Raw genomic sequence first — 18,660 nt, 5'->3', positions numbered from 1 at the left:
GGAGTAGGAAAATGGCCAAGAAGAGCATGAAAAACCGTGAGCTGAAGCGTCAGCTCACCGTTGCCAAGTACGCCACCAAGCGTGCAGCGCTGAAAGCTATCATCGTTGATCTGAACGCAAGTCCAGAAGCGCGTTGGGAAGCTACCGTAGCACTGCAGAAGCAGCCACGTGACGCAAGCGCTTCGCGCATGCGTAACCGCTGCCGCCTGACTGGTCGTCCGCACGGCGTGTACCGCAAGTTCGGCCTCGGCCGTAACATGCTGCGTCAAGCTGCAATGCGTGGTGACGTTCCAGGTCTGGTTAAAGCCAGCTGGTAAGCACTGTCAATGTCTCGGTGTTCGGGGTCGCAAGATCCTGACCGCCGGTGACCTTGAACTTGAATCAAGCCCCTTTTGGGGCTTGATTCATTTGTGGGGTGTGTCTAGAATACCCGGCTCGCCTGAGCCCGTGCTTTTATCGCGCGGATGTACTCGGCGACACGTAGTAGCCGAAAGGCTAATTTTTTGTGTATTAGGAGCGTCTAGCCCATGAGTATGCAGGACCCGTTAGCGGACATGCTAACTCGTATCCGTAATGCCCAGATGGCTGAAAAGTCCGTCGTAAGCATGCCATCTTCTACTTTGAAGGTAGCTGTTGCCAAAGTCCTGAAGGACGAAGGTTACATTGCGGGTTATCAGATCAGCAGCGAAATCAAGCCACTGCTGTCCATCGAGCTGAAGTACTTCGAAGGCCGTCCGGTCATCGAGGAAGTGAAGCGCGTTAGCCGTCCAGGCCTGCGTCAGTACAAGTCCGTCGAGGATCTGCCAAAAGTTCGTGGCGGTCTCGGTGTGTCTATCGTCTCCACCAACAAAGGTGTGATGACGGATCGTGCTGCGCGCGCTGCCGGTGTCGGCGGCGAAGTTCTTTGCACTGTGTTCTAAGGGGGGATAAGCATGTCACGCGTCGCTAAGAACCCCGTTAAGCTGCCAGCCGGTGTCGAAGTCAAATTCGCAGGCCAACAGCTTTCGGTGAAGGGTGCCAAGGGCACTCTGCAACTGAACATCCATTCGTCCGTTGAGATTGTTGAAGAAGCTGGTGAGCTGCGTTTCGCTGCTCGCAATGGCGATCAACAGACTCGCGCAATGGCTGGTACCACTCGTGCGTTGGTAAACAACATGGTCCAAGGCGTAAGCCAAGGCTTCGAGCGCAAGCTCCAGCTGGTCGGTGTTGGTTACAAGGCGCAAGCAAAAGGCACAGTGCTGAACCTGGCTCTTGGCTTCTCGCACCCAGTGGATTATGAACTGCCGGAAGGCATCACCGCTGAGACTCCTAGCCAGACCGATATCCTGATCAAGGGCATCGACAAGCAGCTGGTAGGTCAAGTGGCCGCCGAGATCCGCGACTTCCGTCCACCAGAGCCGTACAAAGGCAAAGGTGTGCGCTACGCGGACGAAGTCGTCCGTCGTAAAGAAGCCAAGAAGAAGTAGGGCATAGCAAATGACCGACAAAAAAGTTACTCGACTGCGTCGCGCTCGCAAAGCACGCCTGAAAATGCACGAACTCGAAGTCGTGCGTCTCTGCGTGTTCCGCTCGTCGCAGCACATCTACGCCCAGGTCATTTCGGCCGACGGCAACAAAGTCCTGGCGAGTGCCTCGACTTTGGATAAAGAACTGCGTGATGGCGCCACTGGCAACATCGACGCGGCCACTAAGGTTGGCCAGCTGGTCGCTACGCGTGCTAAAGCCGCTGGCGTCTCGCAGGTGGCTTTCGACCGCTCTGGCTTCAAGTACCACGGCCGCGTCAAGGCGCTGGCTGATGCTGCTCGTGAAGCTGGGCTGGAGTTCTAAGTTATGTCAAATAACGACCAAAAGCGCGACGAAGGCTACATCGAGAAGCTGGTTCAAGTTAACCGCGTAGCCAAAACCGTTAAAGGCGGCCGTATCTTCACTTTCACCGCGTTGACCGTGGTTGGTGATGGTAAAGGGCGTGTTGGCTTCGGCCGTGGCAAGTCGCGTGAAGTGCCTGCTGCGATCCAGAAGGCAATGGAAGCTGCTCGCCGCAACATGATCCAGGTTGATCTGAACGGCACCACTCTGCAGTACGCAATGAAGTCCGCCCATGGCGCTTCGAAGGTGTACATGCAGCCTGCTTCTGAAGGTACCGGTATCATCGCTGGCGGCGCTATGCGTGCTGTCCTCGAGGTTGCTGGCGTTCAGAACGTTCTGGCCAAGTGCTACGGCTCGACTAACCCAGTAAACGTGGTTCACGCCACTTTCAAGGGTTTGAAAGCAATGCAGTCTCCTGAATCCATTGCCGCCAAGCGTGGCAAAAGCGTCAAGGAGATCTTCTGATCATGGCTACCGTAAAAGTTACGCTGATCAAAAGCATGACCGGCCGCATCCCTAACCACAAACTGTGCGTTAAGGGTTTGGGTCTGCGTCGCATCGGTCACACTGTAGAGGTCCTGGATACTCCCGAGAATCGCGGGATGATCAACAAGGCCTACTACATGCTGCGTGTAGAGGGTTAATCGATGAAACTCAATGATCTGAGTCCAGCGCCGGGTTCCCGTCGCGAAAAGCATCGTCCGGGCCGTGGTATCGGTAGTGGTTTGGGCAAGACCGGTGGCCGTGGCCACAAAGGTCAAACATCCCGCTCCGGTGGCACCATTGCTCCAGGCTTTGAAGGCGGTCAACAGCCGCTGCATCGTCGCCTGCCGAAGTTCGGTTTCGTTTCCCTGAAGGCCATGGATCGCGCAGAAGTGCGTCTGTCCGAGCTGGCTAAAGTGGATGGCGACATCGTCACCGTGCAGTCCCTGAAGGATGCCAACGTGATCAACCAGAACGTACAGCGTGTGAAAATCATGCTGTCGGGCGAAGTTGCTCGCGCTGTCACCATCGGAAAGGGAATCGGCGCCACCAAAGGTGCGCGTGCGGCTATCGAAGCAGCTGGCGGCAAGTTCGAGGAATAAATGGCTAAGCAAGGTGCTCTCTCTGCGCTCGGCAAAGGCGGTATGTCTGAACTCTGGGCTCGTCTGCGTTTTCTGTTCCTGGCGATTATCGTCTACCGAATAGGCGCACACATCCCGGTTCCAGGTATCAACCCGGACCGACTCGCGGACCTGTTTCGACAGAATGAGGGGACCATTCTTAGCTTGTTCAACATGTTTTCCGGCGGTGCGCTGGAACGGATGAGTATCTTTGCTCTGGGGATCATGCCGTACATCTCGGCATCGATCATCATGCAACTGATGACCGCCGTCAGCCCACAGCTGGAACAGTTGAAGAAGGAAGGTGAAGCTGGCCGTCGCAAGATCAGCCAGTACACCCGCTACCTCACCGTCGTCCTTGCTCTTGTCCAGGCTGTTGGCATGTCCATCGGTCTGGCAGGGCAAGGCGTAGCGTTCACTGGTGACTTTGGCTTCCATTTCGTCGCAGTAACCACGTTTGTGGCGGGTGCGATGTTCATGATGTGGCTGGGTGAGCAGATTACTGAGCGTGGTGTTGGCAACGGTATCTCGATGTTGATTTTCGCAGGTATCGTCGCCGGTCTTCCGAGAGCGATCGGGCAGTCTTTCGAGTCTGCGCGTCAGGGTGACATCAACATTTTTGCCCTGGTTGCGATCGGTTTGCTGGCAGTAGCGATTATCGGTTTCGTGGTGTTCATTGAGCGTGGTCAGCGTCGTATTGCTGTTCACTACGCCAAGCGTCAGCAGGGCCGCAAGGTATTTGCTGCGCAGACTAGCCACTTGCCGCTGAAGGTGAATATGGCCGGTGTTATCCCGGCTATTTTTGCGAGCAGCATTTTGCTGTTCCCGGCTTCGCTGGGTGCCTGGTTTGGTCAGTCTGAAGGTATGGGCTGGCTGCAGGACATCTCGCAGTCGATCGCTCCTGGTCAGCCGTTGAATATTCTGCTGTTTAGTGCAGGGATTATTTTCTTCTGCTTCTTCTATACGGCGTTGATGTTCAATCCGAAAGACGTAGCGGAAAACCTGAAGAAGTCCGGTGCCTTTATTCCGGGTATCCGTCCAGGCGAGCAGTCGGCGCGCTACATTGATGGCGTTTTGACTCGTTTGACCTTGTTCGGTGCTCTCTATATGACGGCCGTCTGCTTGCTTCCCCAGTTCCTGGTGGTTGCGGCAAACGTTCCGTTCTACCTTGGCGGGACCTCGTTGCTGATCGTGGTCGTGGTTGTGATGGACTTCATGTCCCAAGTACAATCGCACCTCGTTTCGCACCAGTACGAATCCCTGATGAAGAAAGCCAACCTGAAGGGCTACGGCAGCGGCATGTTGCGCTGAGTAGCGTCCATAAGGTTCGAGGAGTTGGTGATGAAAGTTCGTGCATCGGTGAAAAAGCTGTGCCGTAACTGCAAGATTATTCGCCGCGAAGGCGTTGTTCGGGTAATTTGCAGCGCGGAACCGCGTCACAAACAGCGCCAAGGCTGAGTGTGATTGTGCTTTAAGCCCGGCAGCTAGTGCGCTGCCGGGTTGATTATTTGTTATTACAGCGATATTATCTCGCGCCCTATTTCTTGGCTTCCGGGGCGTAGGTAGCTGTCAATTGGAGTCCCACTGAATGGCCCGTATTGCAGGCGTTAACATTCCAGATAACAAGCATACTGTTATCTCGCTGACCTACATCTATGGTGTTGGTCGCACTACTGCACAGAAAATTTGTGCAGTGTCTGGGGTAAACCCAGCGGCAAAGATCAAAGATCTGAGCGACGAGCAGATTGAACAGCTGCGTGGCGAAGTGGCGAAGTTCACCACTGAAGGTGACCTGCGTCGCGAAATCAACATGAAAATCAAGCGCTTGATGGACCTCGGTTGCTATCGCGGTCTGCGTCATCGTCGTGGTCTTCCAGTACGCGGTCAGCGTACCAAGACCAACGCGCGTACCCGTAAAGGTCCGCGTAAGCCGATCCGCAAGTAATCGCCCCAGCGAATCGACAGGAATTTAATCATGGCAAAACCTGCTGCTCGTCCTCGTAAAAAAGTTAAAAAGACAGTGGTTGATGGCATCGCCCACATCCATGCTTCTTTTAACAACACCATCGTGACCATTACCGACCGTCAAGGTAACGCTCTTTCCTGGGCAACCTCCGGTGGTTCGGGTTTCCGCGGTTCCCGCAAGTCCACCCCGTTCGCTGCTCAAGTAGCTGCTGAGCGTGCTGGTCAAGCTGCGCTGGAATACGGTCTGAAAAACCTCGACGTTAACGTCAAGGGTCCAGGTCCGGGTCGTGAATCCGCAGTCCGCGCTTTGAACGGCTGTGGCTACAAGATCGCCAGCATCACCGACGTGACGCCAATCCCGCACAACGGGTGCCGTCCGCCGAAGAAGCGCCGCGTGTAATCCAGGAGATTGTAAAGAATGGCTCGTTACATTGGTCCAAAATGCAAACTCGCTCGTCGCGAAGGCACCGATCTTTTTCTGAAGAGCGGCGTGCGCGCGATCGAATCGAAGTGCAACATTGAAGCAGCACCTGGTATCCACGGCCAACGCCGCGGTCGCCAGTCCGATTACGGCACCCAACTGCGTGAAAAGCAGAAGGTCCGTCGTATCTACGGCGTTCTCGAGCGTCAATTCAGCGGCTACTACAAAGAAGCAGCTGGCAAGAAGGGCGCAACCGGCGAAAACCTGTTGCAACTGCTCGAATGCCGTCTGGACAACGTTGTATACCGTATGGGTTTCGGTTCTACTCGTGCCGAATCCCGTCAGCTGGTATCGCACAAGTCGATCAGCGTTAACGGTCAGACCGTAAACGTTCCGTCCTACCAGGTTCGTGCTGGTGACGTGGTTGCTGTTCGCGAGAAAGCAAAGAACCAACTTCGCATTGTCCAAGCTCTCGATCTGTGTGCCCAACGTGGCCGCGTAGAATGGGTAGAAGTAGACACTGAGAAGAAGTCGGGCGTTTTCAAGAACGTTCCTGCTCGCAGTGATCTGTCCGCCGACATCAACGAAAGCCTGATTGTCGAGCTCTACTCCAAGTAAGGGCTAGAAAATAGGTGCATCCATGCAGATTTCGGTAAATGAGTTCCTGACACCCCGCCATATTGATGTGCAGGTTGTCAGTCCAACCCGCGCCAAGATCACACTCGAGCCTCTCGAGCGTGGTTTCGGCCACACCCTGGGCAACGCGCTGCGCCGCATCCTGTTGTCCTCAATGCCCGGCTGTGCAGTAGTCGAGGCCGAGATTGACGGTGTGCTCCATGAGTACAGCGCCATCGAAGGTGTACAGGAAGATGTAATTGAAATCCTGTTGAACCTTAAAGGTCTGGCTATCAAGCTGCACGGTCGTGACGAAGTTACGCTGACCTTGTCGAAGAAGGGTTCGGGGGTGGTTACCGCTGCCGATATTCAGCTGGATCATGATGTCGAGATCGTTAACCCCGATCACGTAATCGCTAACCTGGCGTCTAACGGCGCCCTGAACATGAAGCTCACCGTAGCTCGTGGTCGTGGTTATGAACCGGCAGACTCGCGTCAGAGCGATGAAGACGAAAGCCGCAGCATCGGTCGCTTGCAGCTCGACTCTTCGTTCAGCCCGGTTCGCCGTATCGCATACGTGGTGGAAAACGCCCGTGTCGAACAGCGTACCAACCTGGACAAGCTGGTTATTGATCTGGAAACCAACGGTACCCTGGATCCTGAAGAGGCCATTCGCCGCGCTGCAACCATCCTGCAACAGCAGTTGGCTGCGTTCGTCGACCTCAAGGGTGACAGTGAGCCAGTGGTTGTCGAGCAGGAAGACGAGATCGATCCGATCCTGCTTCGCCCGGTTGACGATCTGGAACTGACTGTACGTTCGGCTAACTGCCTTAAGGCGGAAAACATCTACTACATCGGCGACCTGATTCAGCGCACCGAAGTAGAGCTGTTGAAGACTCCGAACCTTGGCAAGAAATCCTTGACTGAAATCAAGGACGTTCTGGCCTCCCGCGGTCTGTCCCTCGGCATGCGCCTCGACAACTGGCCGCCTGCAAGTCTTAAGAAGGACGACAAGGCGACTGCCTGATCGTCGTAATCACCGAACGTTGTGTTTGGTAAGGAATGAACCATGCGTCATCGTAAAAGTGGTCGTCACCTGAGCCGCACCAGCTCGCACCGCAAGGCCATGTTCCAAAACATGGCGGTGTCGCTGTTCGAGCACGAGCTGATCAAAACTACACTGCCGAAAGCCAAAGAACTGCGCCGCGTTGCTGAGCCGCTGATCACTTTGGCCAAGACAGATAGCTTGGCTAACCGCCGTCTGGCTTTCGACCGTACTCGTTCGAAAGCTATCGTTGGTAAGCTCTTCAACGACCTGGGCAAGCGTTACGCTACCCGTGAGGGTGGCTACCTGCGCATCCTCAAGTGCGGTTTCCGCGCTGGCGACAACGCGCCTATGGCGTACGTCGAGTTGGTTGATCGTGCTACCAGCGGTGAAGCTGTATCCGCTGAGTAAGTCGGCAACATACAAAAAACCGGGCCTTGTGCCCGGTTTTTTGTGCCCGGTCAAAAAGTGGCAGTCACCTCTGTTGGCTGGCTTGCGCTTGGCAATGCGACAGCATTAGATAATGACTATCGATGTCCATGATTTAATGAATTTGGATACTGTCATTAACATGATCAATACTCCTTTCCAGCCGATTAGCCGGCAGTTTGAAGACCGACCTAGGAAGATTGAGCATGAGCCAGACCAAAACGCTTACGACCGCCAGCGGCGCTCCTGTCGCCGATAACCAGAACTCTCGCTCCGCTGGCCCGCGTGGCCCGCTGTTGCTCGACGACTTCCACCTTATCGAGAAGCTCGCTCACTTCAATCGCGAGAACATTCCCGAGCGCCGTGTACACGCTAAGGGATCGGGCGCTTACGGCACATTTACCGTAACCCGGGATATCACCCAGTACACCAGCGCCAAGCTGTTTGAGTCGGTCGGCAAACAGACCCCGACGTTCCTGCGTTTTTCCACCGTGGGTGGCGAGCGTGGCTCTGCCGATACTGAGCGCGATCCACGCGGTTTCGCCCTGAAGTTCTACACCGAGGAAGGGAACTGGGACATCGTGGGTAATAACACCCCTGTGTTCTTCATCCGCGATCCGCTGAAATTCCCCGATTTCATCCATACGCAGAAGCGCCTGCCCCAAAGCAATCTGAAAAGTGCCCAAATGATGTGGGATTTCTGGTCGCATTCGCCTGAGGCTTTGCACCAGGTCACCATTCTGTTCTCTGATCGTGGCATTCCCGATGGCTACCGTCACATGCACGGCTTTGGCAGCCACACCTATAGCCTGATCAGTGCCCAGGGTGAGCGTCACTGGGTGAAATGGCACTACAAGACCAAGCAAGGGATCAAGAACCTGACGCCGGCTGAAGCTGCACGCCTGGCGGGCACCGACCCGGATTACGCTCAGCGTGATCTGTTCAATGCGATCGAGCGTGGCGATTTCCCGAAGTGGAGCGTCTGCATCCAGATCATGACCGAAGCCCAAGCGGCGGCCCATTACGAGAACCCGTTCGACGTGACCAAGACCTGGTCGCAGAAGGAGTTTCCGTTGATCGAGGTCGGCGAGTTGGAACTCAACCGTAACCCGCTGAACTACTTCGCTGAAGTTGAGCAGGCGGCGTTCGGGCCGAGCAATATGGTTCCAGGGGTTGGCCTTTCGCCAGACCGCATGCTGCAAGGTCGTGTGTTCGCCTACGCTGATGCACACCGCTACCGTGTGGGTACCAATCACCAGCAATTGCCAGTCAACGCCCCGCGCAGCCCGGTCAACACTTACCAGCGCGACGGAGCCATGGCGTTCGGCAGCAATGGCGGTGCAGCGCCGAACTACGAGCCCAACAGCTACGTCGAGGCCCCCAAGCAGGCTCCGCGTTATGCTGAACCGGCCCTGGCGCTCGGTGGTTCGGCAGACCGTTACGATCACCGCGAAGATACCGACTACTACAGTCACGCCGGTGCGCTGTTCCGCTTGATGAATGATGCCCAGAAAGCGCTGCTGATCAGCAACATCGCGGGTGCGATGGCCGGTGTATCGGCGGATGTCGTCGATCGTCAGTTGCAGCACTTCTTCAAAGCGGATGTCGCTTACGGTGAAGGCATCGCGAAAGCGTTGGGCGTACAGCTTAACTAAGTCTAAACGAGAAGCAGAACCGCCCTCAATTGGGCGGTTTTTGCGTTATTTAACCGGCTTTTCTCGGATTTTCTTCGCTTTTATTGCGATAGGCGAGTGACCTTGCGGTCAGCTTGGTTCAAACTAGAGCCTTCAAAGCTTGTGGAGATGTAGGGCGATGCAAGGTCACCCAGACGTAATCGATTACCTCAACACGCTGCTGACAGGCGAACTGGCAGCCCGTGATCAATATTTCATCCACTCGCGGATGTACGAGGACTGGGGTTTTACCGAGCTCTACGAACGTATCAACCATGAGATGGAAGAAGAGGCCCAGCACGCCGATGCGTTGATGCGCCGGATCCTGATGCTCGAAGGTACGCCACGCATGCGCCCGGATGATCTGGACATCGGCACCACGGTGCCAGACATGCTCGCGGCCGACCTGCGCCTGGAATACAAAGTCCGTGCCGCGCTGTGCAAGGGCATTGAGCTCTGCGAACAGCACAACGATTACGTGACCCGCGAGATCCTGCGCATCCAGCTCAACGACACCGAAGAAGACCATACCTATTGGCTCGAGAAGCAGCTGGGCCTGATCAAGTTGATAGGCCTGGAAAATTACCTGCAGTCGCAGTTCTGATTGCAGGGAAAGGGAACGCAGAGCGTCCCAAGCTGCATTCCCACGCGGAGCGTAGGAACGATCAAACAAAAAAGCCCCTGTCATTGATGAGATGACAGGGGCTTTTTCGTGGCCGGGGAAAAATCAGTCCCGGTCACGCTCCAGCAACGGCTTGAGGTAGTAGCCAGTGTACGACTGCTTCATCTCGGCCACTTCCTCGGGGGTACCCACCGCGATGATCTGACCACCCTTGGAGCCGCCTTCCGGCCCCAAGTCCACCAGCCAGTCCGCCGTCTTGATCACATCGAGGTTGTGCTCAATTACCACCACGGTGTTGCCATGGTCGCGAAGGCGATGCAGGACGTCGAGCAATTGCTGGATATCAGCGAAGTGCAAGCCCGTGGTCGGCTCGTCGAGGATGTACAGGGTCTTGCCGGTATCACGCTTGGACAGCTCGCGAGACAGCTTGACCCGCTGGGCCTCGCCGCCGGACAACGTGGTTGCCGATTGCCCAAGCTTGATGTACGACAGCCCCACATCCATCAGCGTCTGGAGCTTGCGCGCCAGGGCCGGCACCGCGTCGAAGAACACCCTGGCCTCTTCGATGGTCATCTCGAGGGTTTCGTGGATATTCTTGCCCTTGTACTTGATCTCCAGGGTTTCGCGGTTGTAGCGCTTGCTCTTGCACACGTCGCACGGCACATAGATGTCCGGCAAGAAGTGCATCTCGACCTTGATCAGGCCGTCGCCCTGGCAGGCTTCGCAGCGCCCGCCCTTGACGTTGAACGAGAAACGCCCTGGGCCATAGCCGCGTGAACGGGACTCCGGCACGCCGGCGAACAGCTCGCGAATCGGCGTGAACAGCCCGGTATAAGTCGCCGGGTTGGAGCGCGGTGTGCGACCGATGGGGCTCTGGTCGATGTCGACGACCTTGTCCAGATGCTCCAGACCCTTGATGCTGTCGTGGGCGGCGGCCTCCAGGGTCGTGGCGCCGTTCAGGGCCGTAGCGCTGAGGGGGAACAGGGTGTTGTTGATCAGCGTCGATTTGCCGGAGCCGGACACACCGGTCACGCAAGTCAGCAGCCCAATCGGGATGTCCAGGTCAACGTTGCGCAGGTTGTTGCCACGGGCGCCCTTGAGGCTCAGCGACAGCTTCTTGTTGCGCGGCGTACGCTTGGCCGGCACCTTGATCTTCACCCGGCCCGACAGGTATTTGCCGGTCAGGGAGTCGGGATGCGCCATGACTTCGGCGGCTGTGCCTTGGGCAACGATATGCCCGCCATGCACCCCCGCACCCGGACCGATGTCCACGACGTAATCCGCCAGGCGGATCGCATCCTCGTCGTGTTCGACCACGATCACCGTGTTGCCGATGTCCCGCAGGTGCTTGAGCGTCCCGAGCAGTCGATCGTTGTCCCGCTGGTGCAGGCCAATGGACGGTTCGTCGAGGATGTACATCACCCCCACCAGGCCGGCACCGATCTGGCTGGCCAGGCGAATACGCTGGGCTTCGCCGCCGGACAAGGTATCTGCGCTGCGATCGAGGGTCAGGTAGTCCAGGCCAACGTTCACCAGAAATTGCAGGCGCTCGCGGATTTCCTTGAGGATCTTGTCGGCAATTTCGCCCCGGCGGCCGGTGAGCTTCAAGCCGCCGAAGTAGTCGGTGGCGTCCCCAATCGGCAGGTTGGTCACCGCCGGCAGGGTTTTCTCGCCGACCCACACATGTCGCGCCTCCCGACGCAAGCGGGTACCGCGGCAATCGGGGCAGGGCTGGGTGCTGAGGAACTTGGCCAGTTCTTCGCGCACGCTGGCCGATTCGGTCTCGCGATAACGCCGCTCCAGGTTCGGCACGATGCCTTCGAACGGGTGGGAGCGTTTGACGATATCGCCACGGTCGTTCAGGTATTTGAAGTCGACACTTTGTGAGCCGCTGCCGTGCAGGATGAATTTCTGCTGGTCGGCGGGCAGTTCATTGAAGGGTTTGTCCAGGCTGAACTTATAGTGGGCCGCCAGCGACCCGAGCATCTGGAAGTAGTAGACGTTACGCCGGTCCCAGCCGCGAATCGCACCCTCGGCCAGGGTCAGTTCGCCATTGACCAGGCGCTTGGTGTCGAAGAACTGCTTGACCCCCAGGCCATCGCAGGTCGGGCACGCGCCGGCCGGGTTGTTGAAGGAGAACAGCTTGGGTTCCAGTTCGCTGATGGCGTGGCCGCAGATCGGGCAGGCGAAGCGCGCCGAGAAGATGATTTCCTCGCCGGGCTCGTCGTCCATCGGCGCTACCAGGGCGATGCCGTCGGCTAGTTTCAGTGCCGTTTCGAAGGACTCTGCCAGACGCTGTTGCAGGTCGGCCCGGACCTTGAAGCGGTCGACCACCACATCGATCGAATGCTTTTTCTGTTTATCCAGCTTCGGCAGTTCGTCCAGTTCGCACAGCTTGCCGTTGACCCGTGCCCGAACGAAGCCTTGGGCGCGCAGTTCTTCGAAGACCATCAGGTGCTCGCCCTTGCGCTCGCGGATGACCGGCGCCAGCAGCATCAACTTGCTGCCTTCGGGCTGAGCCAGCACCAGGTCGACCATCTGGCTGACGGTCTGGGCTTCCAGCGGGATGTCGTGGTCGGGACACCGGGGAATACCGACCCGCGCATACAGCAGGCGCAGGTAGTCGTAGATCTCGGTGATGGTGCCGACGGTTGAGCGTGGGTTGTGGGAAGTCGACTTCTGTTCGATGGAAATCGCCGGCGACAGGCCTTCAATGGTGTCGACGTCGGGTTTTTCCATCATCGACAGGAACTGCCGGGCGTAGGCCGACAGCGATTCGACATAGCGCCGCTGGCCTTCAGCGTACAGGGTGTCGAAGGCCAGGGATGATTTGCCGGATCCGGACAGGCCGGTGATGACGATCAGCTTGTCCCGTGGCAGGGTCAGGTCGATGTTCTTCAGGTTGTGGGTACGGGCCCCACGAATCAGGATCTTGTCCAAAGTGGCCTCGCTCGGCGGGCGTCGAAAACGTAGGAGTATACGGGCAAATACTGGATGGATGCACACTATTGAAAGTGAGTTTGCAGTCATACATGAAGACTGCGCGGCAAACGGTCGCGATATACCCCCTCAATCGATGGGACTGGTAGAATCGCCGCCGGTTCACACGAGGTTTTTCCATGCACGATCCCCACAGCGAACGCATGAGCAGCGGCGAGACACGCGCAGCAAGCGGTCTGGCTCTTGTGTTCGCCTTCCGTATGCTGGGCATGTTCATGGTGTTGCCGGTGCTGGCGACCTATGGGATGGATCTGGCAGGCGCGACCCCGGCCCTCATCGGGTTGGCGATTGGCGCGTACGGCCTGACCCAGGCGATTTTCCAGATCCCGTTCGGGGTCATTTCCGACCGCATAGGCCGGCGTCCCGTCATCTACCTGGGCTTGATTGTCTTCGCCCTGGGCAGTGTGCTGGCGGCCAATGCCGATTCGATCTGGGGCGTGATCGCCGGACGCATCCTGCAAGGCGCCGGGGCGATTTCCGCAGCCGTCATGGCTTTGCTGTCGGACCTGACCCGCGAACAGCATCGGACCAAGGCCATGGCCATGATCGGCATGACGATCGGTCTGTCGTTCGCCGTCGCCATGGTCGTCGGGCCGTTGCTGACCCGCGCCTTTGGCTTGTCGGGGCTGTTTCTGGTCACGGGGGGCATGGCGCTGGTGGGCATCCTGATCGTGGCGTTCATGGTGCCGCGCTCCACCGGGCCGTTGCAGCACCGCGAATCAGGGGTGGCTCGCCAGGCGCTGATGCCGACGCTCAAGCACCCGGACCTGCTGCGTCTGGACCTGGGCATCTTCGTGCTCCACGCCATGTTGATGTCCAGCTTCGTTGCCTTGCCGCTGGCGCTGGTGGAGAAGGCCGGCCTGCCCAAGGAGCAGCACTGGTGGGTTTACCTGACTGCGCTGCTGATTTCGTTTTTCGCCATGATTCCGTTCATCATCTACGGCGAGAAGCGACGCAAAATGAAACGAGTTTTGCTCGGCGCCGTCGTGACGCTGATGCTCACTGAGCTATTCTTCTGGCAGTTCGGCGACAGCCTGCGGGCCCTGGTGATCGGCACAGTGGTGTTCTTCACCGCGTTCAATCTGCTGGAGGCGTCGCTGCCGTCGCTGATCAGCAAGGTTTCACCGGCGGGTGGCAAGGGCACGGCGATGGGGGTTTACTCCACCAGCCAGTTCCTCGGTTCGGCGTTGGGCGGGATCCTCGGCGGCTGGTTGTTCCAGCATGGCGGTTTGTCGGTTGTGTTCCTGGGATGCGCCGCGCTGGCTGCACTTTGGCTGGTCTTTGCTGTTACCATGCGCGAACCTCCGTATGTGACGAGCCTGCGCTTGCCGTTGTCGCCCGAAGCCATCCGCGAAGCAGGCCTGACCGAGCGCCTTAAGGCCGTCGTTGGAGTAACCGATGCAGTGGTGGTCGCCGACGAAGCGGCCGTTTATATCAAACTGGACACCGAATTATTGGATCGCGCGACGCTCGAGCGCCTGGTGAACAACCCGGCCCCGACCACGTGCGAAGCCTAGGAGAACGTTATGGCCCGTGGGGTTAACAAAGTCATATTGGTCGGTACTTGCGGCCAGGATCCCGAAGTTCGCTACCTGCCCAATGGCAACGCTGTGACCAACCTGAGTCTGGCGACCAGCGAACAGTGGACCGACAAGCAGACCGGCCAGAAGGTCGAGAAGACCGAATGGCACCGCGTGTCGATGTTCGGCAAGGTGGCCGAAATCGCCGGCGAATACCTGCGCAAGGGTTCGCAGGTGTACATCGAAGGCAAGCTGCAGACCCGCGAGTGGGAAAAAGACGGCATCAAGCGCTACACCACCGAAATCGTGGTCGACATGCAAGGCACCATGCAACTGCTGGGCGGTCGTCCACAGGGTGACCAGCAGCAAGGTGGCAACAACTACCAGCAGGCTGCTCCGCGTCAGCAAGCACCTCGCCCGCAGTCGGCGCCTCAGCCACAGCGTGAACGTCCAGCGGCTCCGCAACAGGCCGCGCCGCAACCGGCTCCGGATTTCGACAGCTTTGATGACGATATTCCGTTCTAAAGCCGCTGGAAGCTCCAGGCAGCGAGCTTCAAGCTAAAAACAAAACCGCGCTTCGGTTTACGAGGCGCGGTTTTTTTTTAGCCTTGAATTTGCCGCTTGGGGCATCACTCAGTGGCGGGCAGCCAAAAACTGTTCAGTGCTCACCACATCCGCATAGGCAAAACCCAGGGCCGACATGAAGGCCGCATGTACTTGAGCCGCCGGGACGACGAGCCCATTGAATTCCAGATCGCGGCTGGCACAAGCATCGTGAATCACCGTGACCTCATAGCCCATGTCCGCCGCCGCTCGGGCGACCCCGTCGATGCACATGTGGCTCATGCTGCCGACGATCACCAGGTGCTTAATGTCGTGGCGGTCAAGGATGGCTTGCAATTGGGTTTCGCGAAACGAGTTGACGAAGTGCTTGAGCACCACCGGTTCGTCGGTGCGGTTGAGCACTTTGGGATGCAGTTGCGCACCTTCAGAGCCTGGGGTGAAGAACGGTGCGGAATCGGAGGTGAATTCGTGACGGATGTGCACCACCTGATCCGCGGCCTGGCGAAAGGCTTCGATCAGTCTGGCGGCGTTATCGGCGGCCGCTTCGGCACCGACCAATGGCCATTTTCCCTGGGGGAAGTAGTCGTTCTGGATATCGACTACGATGAGCGCTTGCTTGGACATAAGGCTTCCTCGATCAGTGGGGTCTGAAGCCAGTATTGGCTCATGCCACCGGTTTCAGAATGGGCCGTAACGACAATAAGCGAGGGAAAACTGACAATGACGCAGCAAAGGGCAGTCGCTGAGCTCGGGGTGCTCATCTACCCCGGCGCGCAACTGGCGGCGGTGCATGGCTTGACCGATCTGTTCGCCGTGGCGCAGCGGATTGCCGACGAGCAAGCCAGTTCTCAGTTGCCGCGCCTGCGGGTCAGTCATTGGCGAGCGCAGGAGGGAGAAGTGCCGACCCGGGTGTTCGAGAGTTTCGCCGGTCCTCAGGGCAGACTGGTTGCGCTGCTGATTCCACCGTCCATCGCCGGTTTCAGTGAGGGGCTGGTGTCGCAGGCGCTGATGACCTGGTTGCGAGCGCGGCATGCCGACGGCACGGTGCTGGGTGGTGTGTGTGTCGGTTCGATTCTGTTGGCCGAAAGTGGCCTGCTCGATGGGCGCAGCGCCACGACCCACTGGACCTCGGCCAAGACCTTTGCCGCGCGTTATCCGAAGATCAAGCTCGACGCTGATAAACCCATCGTCGACGATGGCGACCTGATTACCACGGCCGGGCTGATGGCCTGGTCAGAGCTGGGGCTACGACTGGTGGACCGCCTGCTCGGCCCCAGCATCGCCACGCGCACGGCGCAGTTTCTGGTGATCGAACACAGCGACAGCGCCAGCCAATGTGGCAGTAACTTTGCGCCCATCCTCGGACACGGTGACGCGGCCATTCTCAAGGTCCAGCACTGGTTGCAAGGCAGCGGCGCAGTGGACGTTTCCCTCGGCGCCATGGCCGAACAGGCCGGGCTGGAGGAACGCACCTTCCTGCGCAGGTTTCGCGCCGCCACCGGGCTCAAGCCCACCGAATACTGTCAGCACTTGCGCGTCGGCAAGGCCCGGGAAATGCTGGAGTTCACCAATGGCACCATCGACCACATTGCCTGGACGGTGGGTTATCAGGACCCGGGGGCTTTTCGTACGACGTTCAAGAAAATTACTGGGTTGGCGCCCAGTGATTATCGGGCGAGGTTTGGGGTCAGCCCGGTGAATGCGCCAAAGTAGTCATCGATCTCTTCGCCACCGTCGCAGTCGTCGTGCAATTTGCCGGATGTCCTCAGGGTGTCGTGCAGAATGAAACAGGCCCGGTGCTATCAATCCTCCCTCAGACGCCCGTTTCGTTGCTCGTCCTGGCTCGCAACACCGTTGGCCTGATCTCTGCACCCCTTTATCTAAAGCCATCGAGCGCAGTTAAAAGGGCACCGCATGACGACGGTCAATCGTAACAAACTGGTAGTGGACCATTCGATCAACCCCCACGCGCCGCTTCATGAAGTCGAAACCAATCGGGCGCTGGCCCGTTGGCTGGCGCAGATTCTCGGCCTTGAATACGGCGGCAGCTATGATCAACAGCAGCATGCTGGCCATGATCTGTACTTGCTGCCCACGCAAACTGTCATAGGTGCCGAAGCCGCCCTGCGCTTGGGCGTCAAAGGGCCAGAGGATCTATGGGGCGGTTACGTCGAGCATGATTTTATCTGCACCAAGGCAATCACCCACGGTCTGTTGAACAGGCACGCGGTCGCGCCCTTGGGCTGGTCACCGCTGTTTGCCAAGTTGACTCGGGGGGCGGTGCTCGATGGCGTGACTGTGTTTGCGCTCCAGGATGCGCGCCAGGCGGCCGAGCACCTGCTGTACACCGGAGCGATCCGCTTCAAGCCTATCCATGCCTGTGCCGGACGCGATCAGCGGGTGATCAAGAGTCTGGCGCAATTCGATGAAATCGCCGCCGGCCCCGAGGCTCAAGCGCTGTTTCGCGACGGTGTGGTGCTTGAGCAGAACCTCGAACAGGTCAAGACCCAAAGCGTCGGCCAGAGCTTCATCAACGGCAAGGTCTTGAGCTATTGCGGTGTGCAACATCTGACGCGGGACAGTGAAGGGCTGGAGGTTTACGGCGGCTCGGACCTGTTGGCGGTGCAGGGCGGCTATATTGAATTGCTCAAGCTTGAGCTGCCCGACGATGTACGTGAGGCGGTGCGGTTGGCGCAGGTGTTTGACGATGCCACCAATCAGGCTTTTCCAACGTTCTTTGCCTCGCGGCGCAATTACGACATCGCCCAGGGCATTGACGTCAGCGGTCAGCCGCGCGGTGGTGTGCTGGAACAGTCATGGCGCATGGGCGGGGCCAGCAGTGCTGAGCTCGCGGCGTTGCAGGCGTTCATTGAGGACCCTTCGTCCAGCGCGGTTCGTGTGTCCTCGGTGGAGACCTACACTGACCAGCCGCTGCCCCCTGGGGCCAGGGAGGTCTATCGCGGCCCGGCGCACAATGGTGACTTTCTTCTTAAATACGTAACGGTTCATTCCTATGACGGCTAGAAGCGAAACCATTCAGATCGAGATCGACGACGAATACATGAACGGCACCTTTCTGAGCCCTAAATCCAAGGTTCCAGGGGTGTTGTTCGTCCACGGTTGGGGCGGTAGCCAGGAGCGTGACCTGGAACGCGCCAAAGGCATTGCCGGCCTGGGTTGCGTCTGTCTGACCTTTGACTTGCGCGGGCATACCGGCGGGGCTGGCATTCCGTTATCCCGGGTAACCCGGGAAGATAACCTGCGGGATTTGCTCACCGCCTATGACCGGCTGCTCGCCCATCCAGCCTTGGACACCTCGGCGATCGCCGTGGTGGGCACCAGCTACGGCGGTTACCTGGCGGCGATCCTGACGTTGCTGCGGCCAGTGCGCTGGCTGGCTTTACGAGTGCCGGCGCTGTATCGCGACGAGCAATGGCACACGCCCAAGCGTGACCTGGACAAGACTGACCTGCTGGATTATCGCAGTACCCTGGTGCACGCCGACACCAATCGCGCCTTGCATGCGTGCTCGCAGTTCACCGGTGATGTGTTGCTGGTGGAGTCGGAGACCGACGACCATGTGCCCCACGCGACGATCATGAGCTACCGAGCGGCGTGCCAGCAGACCCATTCGCTGACGCACCGGATCATCGACGGCGCCGACCATGCCTTGAGCGACCCAGTGTCCCAACAGGCCTACACCTCAATCCTGGTGGACTGGATCACCGAGATGGTAGTGGGTGAGCGGTTGAGCATTATTCAGGCGCGGTGATTGCGCTGTGTTCATGCGGGCCTTATCGCGAGCAGGCTCGCTCCCACAGGAGATCTTTGGTGGAC

Annotated in this window: 23 protein-coding genes; 21 read left to right on the top strand and 2 right to left on the bottom strand. The window is 58.3% G+C overall.

Annotation, left to right across the window (positions count from 1 at the left end; translation table 11 throughout):
- Positions 1-11: 11 nt before the first annotated feature.
- The 16 genes from rpsN to bfr all read left to right on the top strand — a co-directional run bounded on the left by rpsN (position 12) and on the right by bfr (position 9,721).
- Positions 12-317 (top strand): 30S ribosomal protein S14, encoded by a 306-nt coding sequence (gene rpsN, locus T3A99_RS19665; protein ID WP_003186042.1) that lies wholly within the window; start codon positions 12-14, stop codon positions 315-317.
- Positions 318-527: 210 nt separating this feature from the next.
- Positions 528-920 carry a 30S ribosomal protein S8 gene (rpsH, locus tag T3A99_RS19660; protein WP_017848802.1) on the top strand — a complete coding sequence of 131 codons (393 nt, stop codon included), beginning with the start codon at positions 528-530 and terminating at the stop codon, positions 918-920.
- A 12-nt stretch (positions 921-932) separates the two neighbouring features.
- Positions 933-1,466 carry a 50S ribosomal protein L6 gene (gene rplF, locus T3A99_RS19655; RefSeq protein ID WP_003186039.1) on the top strand — a complete coding sequence of 178 codons (534 nt, stop codon included), beginning with the start codon at positions 933-935 and terminating at the stop codon, positions 1,464-1,466.
- 10 nt (positions 1,467-1,476) lie between these two features.
- The gene (gene rplR / locus T3A99_RS19650; protein ID WP_003186037.1) at positions 1,477-1,827 is read left to right on the top strand and encodes a 50S ribosomal protein L18; all 351 of its coding nucleotides are present in this window, start codon (positions 1,477-1,479) and stop codon (positions 1,825-1,827) included.
- A gap of 3 nt (positions 1,828-1,830) precedes the next feature.
- A complete protein-coding gene (gene rpsE, locus T3A99_RS19645; protein WP_003186035.1) occupies positions 1,831-2,331 on the top strand; it encodes a 30S ribosomal protein S5 in 501 nt (166 codons plus the stop codon).
- Positions 2,332-2,333: 2 nt separating this feature from the next.
- Entirely contained in the window at positions 2,334-2,510 is a 177-nt protein-coding gene (gene rpmD / locus T3A99_RS19640) for a 50S ribosomal protein L30 (RefSeq protein ID WP_003186033.1), read from the top strand.
- A 3-nt stretch (positions 2,511-2,513) separates the two neighbouring features.
- Positions 2,514-2,951 (top strand): 50S ribosomal protein L15, encoded by a 438-nt coding sequence (gene rplO / locus T3A99_RS19635; protein WP_003186032.1) that lies wholly within the window; start codon positions 2,514-2,516, stop codon positions 2,949-2,951.
- Complete coding sequence (gene secY, locus T3A99_RS19630; protein WP_047229771.1) at positions 2,952-4,280, top strand: preprotein translocase subunit SecY; 1,329 nt, start codon at positions 2,952-2,954, stop codon at positions 4,278-4,280.
- A 30-nt stretch (positions 4,281-4,310) separates the two neighbouring features.
- On the top strand, positions 4,311-4,427 hold the full coding sequence (gene rpmJ / locus T3A99_RS19625) for a 50S ribosomal protein L36 (protein WP_002555468.1): 117 nt from the start codon (positions 4,311-4,313) through the stop codon (positions 4,425-4,427).
- 130 nt (positions 4,428-4,557) lie between these two features.
- A complete protein-coding gene (gene rpsM / locus T3A99_RS19620; RefSeq protein ID WP_047229770.1) occupies positions 4,558-4,914 on the top strand; it encodes a 30S ribosomal protein S13 in 357 nt (118 codons plus the stop codon).
- A gap of 30 nt (positions 4,915-4,944) precedes the next feature.
- Positions 4,945-5,334 (top strand): 30S ribosomal protein S11, encoded by a 390-nt coding sequence (gene rpsK / locus T3A99_RS19615; RefSeq protein WP_002555466.1) that lies wholly within the window; start codon positions 4,945-4,947, stop codon positions 5,332-5,334.
- A gap of 18 nt (positions 5,335-5,352) precedes the next feature.
- A complete protein-coding gene (rpsD, locus tag T3A99_RS19610) occupies positions 5,353-5,973 on the top strand; it encodes a 30S ribosomal protein S4 (protein WP_003176404.1) in 621 nt (206 codons plus the stop codon).
- Between the two features lie 22 nt (positions 5,974-5,995).
- Positions 5,996-6,997, top strand: coding sequence for a DNA-directed RNA polymerase subunit alpha (locus T3A99_RS19605; RefSeq protein ID WP_003186012.1), 1,002 nt, complete (start codon positions 5,996-5,998; stop codon positions 6,995-6,997).
- A gap of 42 nt (positions 6,998-7,039) precedes the next feature.
- The gene (gene rplQ, locus T3A99_RS19600; RefSeq protein ID WP_003186009.1) at positions 7,040-7,426 is read left to right on the top strand and encodes a 50S ribosomal protein L17; all 387 of its coding nucleotides are present in this window, start codon (positions 7,040-7,042) and stop codon (positions 7,424-7,426) included.
- 224 nt (positions 7,427-7,650) lie between these two features.
- Positions 7,651-9,099, top strand: coding sequence for a catalase (locus T3A99_RS19595; protein ID WP_047229769.1), 1,449 nt, complete (start codon positions 7,651-7,653; stop codon positions 9,097-9,099).
- 157 nt (positions 9,100-9,256) lie between these two features.
- On the top strand, positions 9,257-9,721 hold the full coding sequence (bfr, locus tag T3A99_RS19590; RefSeq protein ID WP_025215751.1) for a bacterioferritin: 465 nt from the start codon (positions 9,257-9,259) through the stop codon (positions 9,719-9,721).
- Positions 9,722-9,844: 123 nt separating this feature from the next.
- Here the strand turns inward: bfr and uvrA are convergent, their stop codons facing one another.
- On the bottom strand, positions 9,845-12,679 hold the full coding sequence (gene uvrA, locus T3A99_RS19585) for an excinuclease ABC subunit UvrA (RefSeq protein WP_047229768.1): 2,835 nt from the start codon (positions 12,677-12,679) through the stop codon (positions 9,845-9,847).
- 179 nt (positions 12,680-12,858) lie between these two features.
- Between uvrA and T3A99_RS19580 the strand changes: the two genes are divergently transcribed.
- Together T3A99_RS19580 and T3A99_RS19575 are read left to right on the top strand one after the other, a co-directional pair.
- Positions 12,859-14,256 (top strand): MFS transporter, encoded by a 1,398-nt coding sequence (locus T3A99_RS19580; protein WP_076383444.1) that lies wholly within the window; start codon positions 12,859-12,861, stop codon positions 14,254-14,256.
- Between the two features lie 9 nt (positions 14,257-14,265).
- Positions 14,266-14,784, top strand: a complete 519-nt coding sequence (locus T3A99_RS19575; RefSeq protein ID WP_047229766.1) for a single-stranded DNA-binding protein — start codon at positions 14,266-14,268, stop codon at positions 14,782-14,784.
- A 108-nt stretch (positions 14,785-14,892) separates the two neighbouring features.
- Here the strand turns inward: T3A99_RS19575 and T3A99_RS19570 are convergent, their stop codons facing one another.
- Positions 14,893-15,447, bottom strand: coding sequence for a cysteine hydrolase family protein (locus T3A99_RS19570; protein WP_139049050.1), 555 nt, complete (start codon positions 15,445-15,447; stop codon positions 14,893-14,895).
- 96 nt (positions 15,448-15,543) lie between these two features.
- Here T3A99_RS19570 and T3A99_RS19565 point away from each other — a divergent pair, with 96 nt between their 5' ends.
- The 3 genes from T3A99_RS19565 to T3A99_RS19555 all read left to right on the top strand — a co-directional run bounded on the left by T3A99_RS19565 (position 15,544) and on the right by T3A99_RS19555 (position 18,595).
- Positions 15,544-16,536, top strand: a complete 993-nt coding sequence (locus tag T3A99_RS19565) for a GlxA family transcriptional regulator (RefSeq protein ID WP_281459788.1) — start codon at positions 15,544-15,546, stop codon at positions 16,534-16,536.
- A 201-nt stretch (positions 16,537-16,737) separates the two neighbouring features.
- Positions 16,738-17,847, top strand: a complete 1,110-nt coding sequence (locus T3A99_RS19560; protein ID WP_281459789.1) for a DUF3182 family protein — start codon at positions 16,738-16,740, stop codon at positions 17,845-17,847.
- On the top strand, positions 17,837-18,595 hold the full coding sequence (locus tag T3A99_RS19555) for an alpha/beta hydrolase family protein (protein WP_047229762.1): 759 nt from the start codon (positions 17,837-17,839) through the stop codon (positions 18,593-18,595). Before T3A99_RS19560 ends, T3A99_RS19555 begins: the two co-directional genes overlap by 11 nt.
- Positions 18,596-18,660: the final 65 nt, after the last annotated feature.

Source organism: Pseudomonas sp. N-137 (assembly GCF_034555295.1).
GTDB classification, from domain to species: domain Bacteria; phylum Pseudomonadota; class Gammaproteobacteria; order Pseudomonadales; family Pseudomonadaceae; genus Aquipseudomonas; species Aquipseudomonas rhizophila.
The sequence above is the reverse complement of the archived record's forward strand: the minus strand, read 5'-3'. Positions and strand labels throughout refer to the sequence as shown.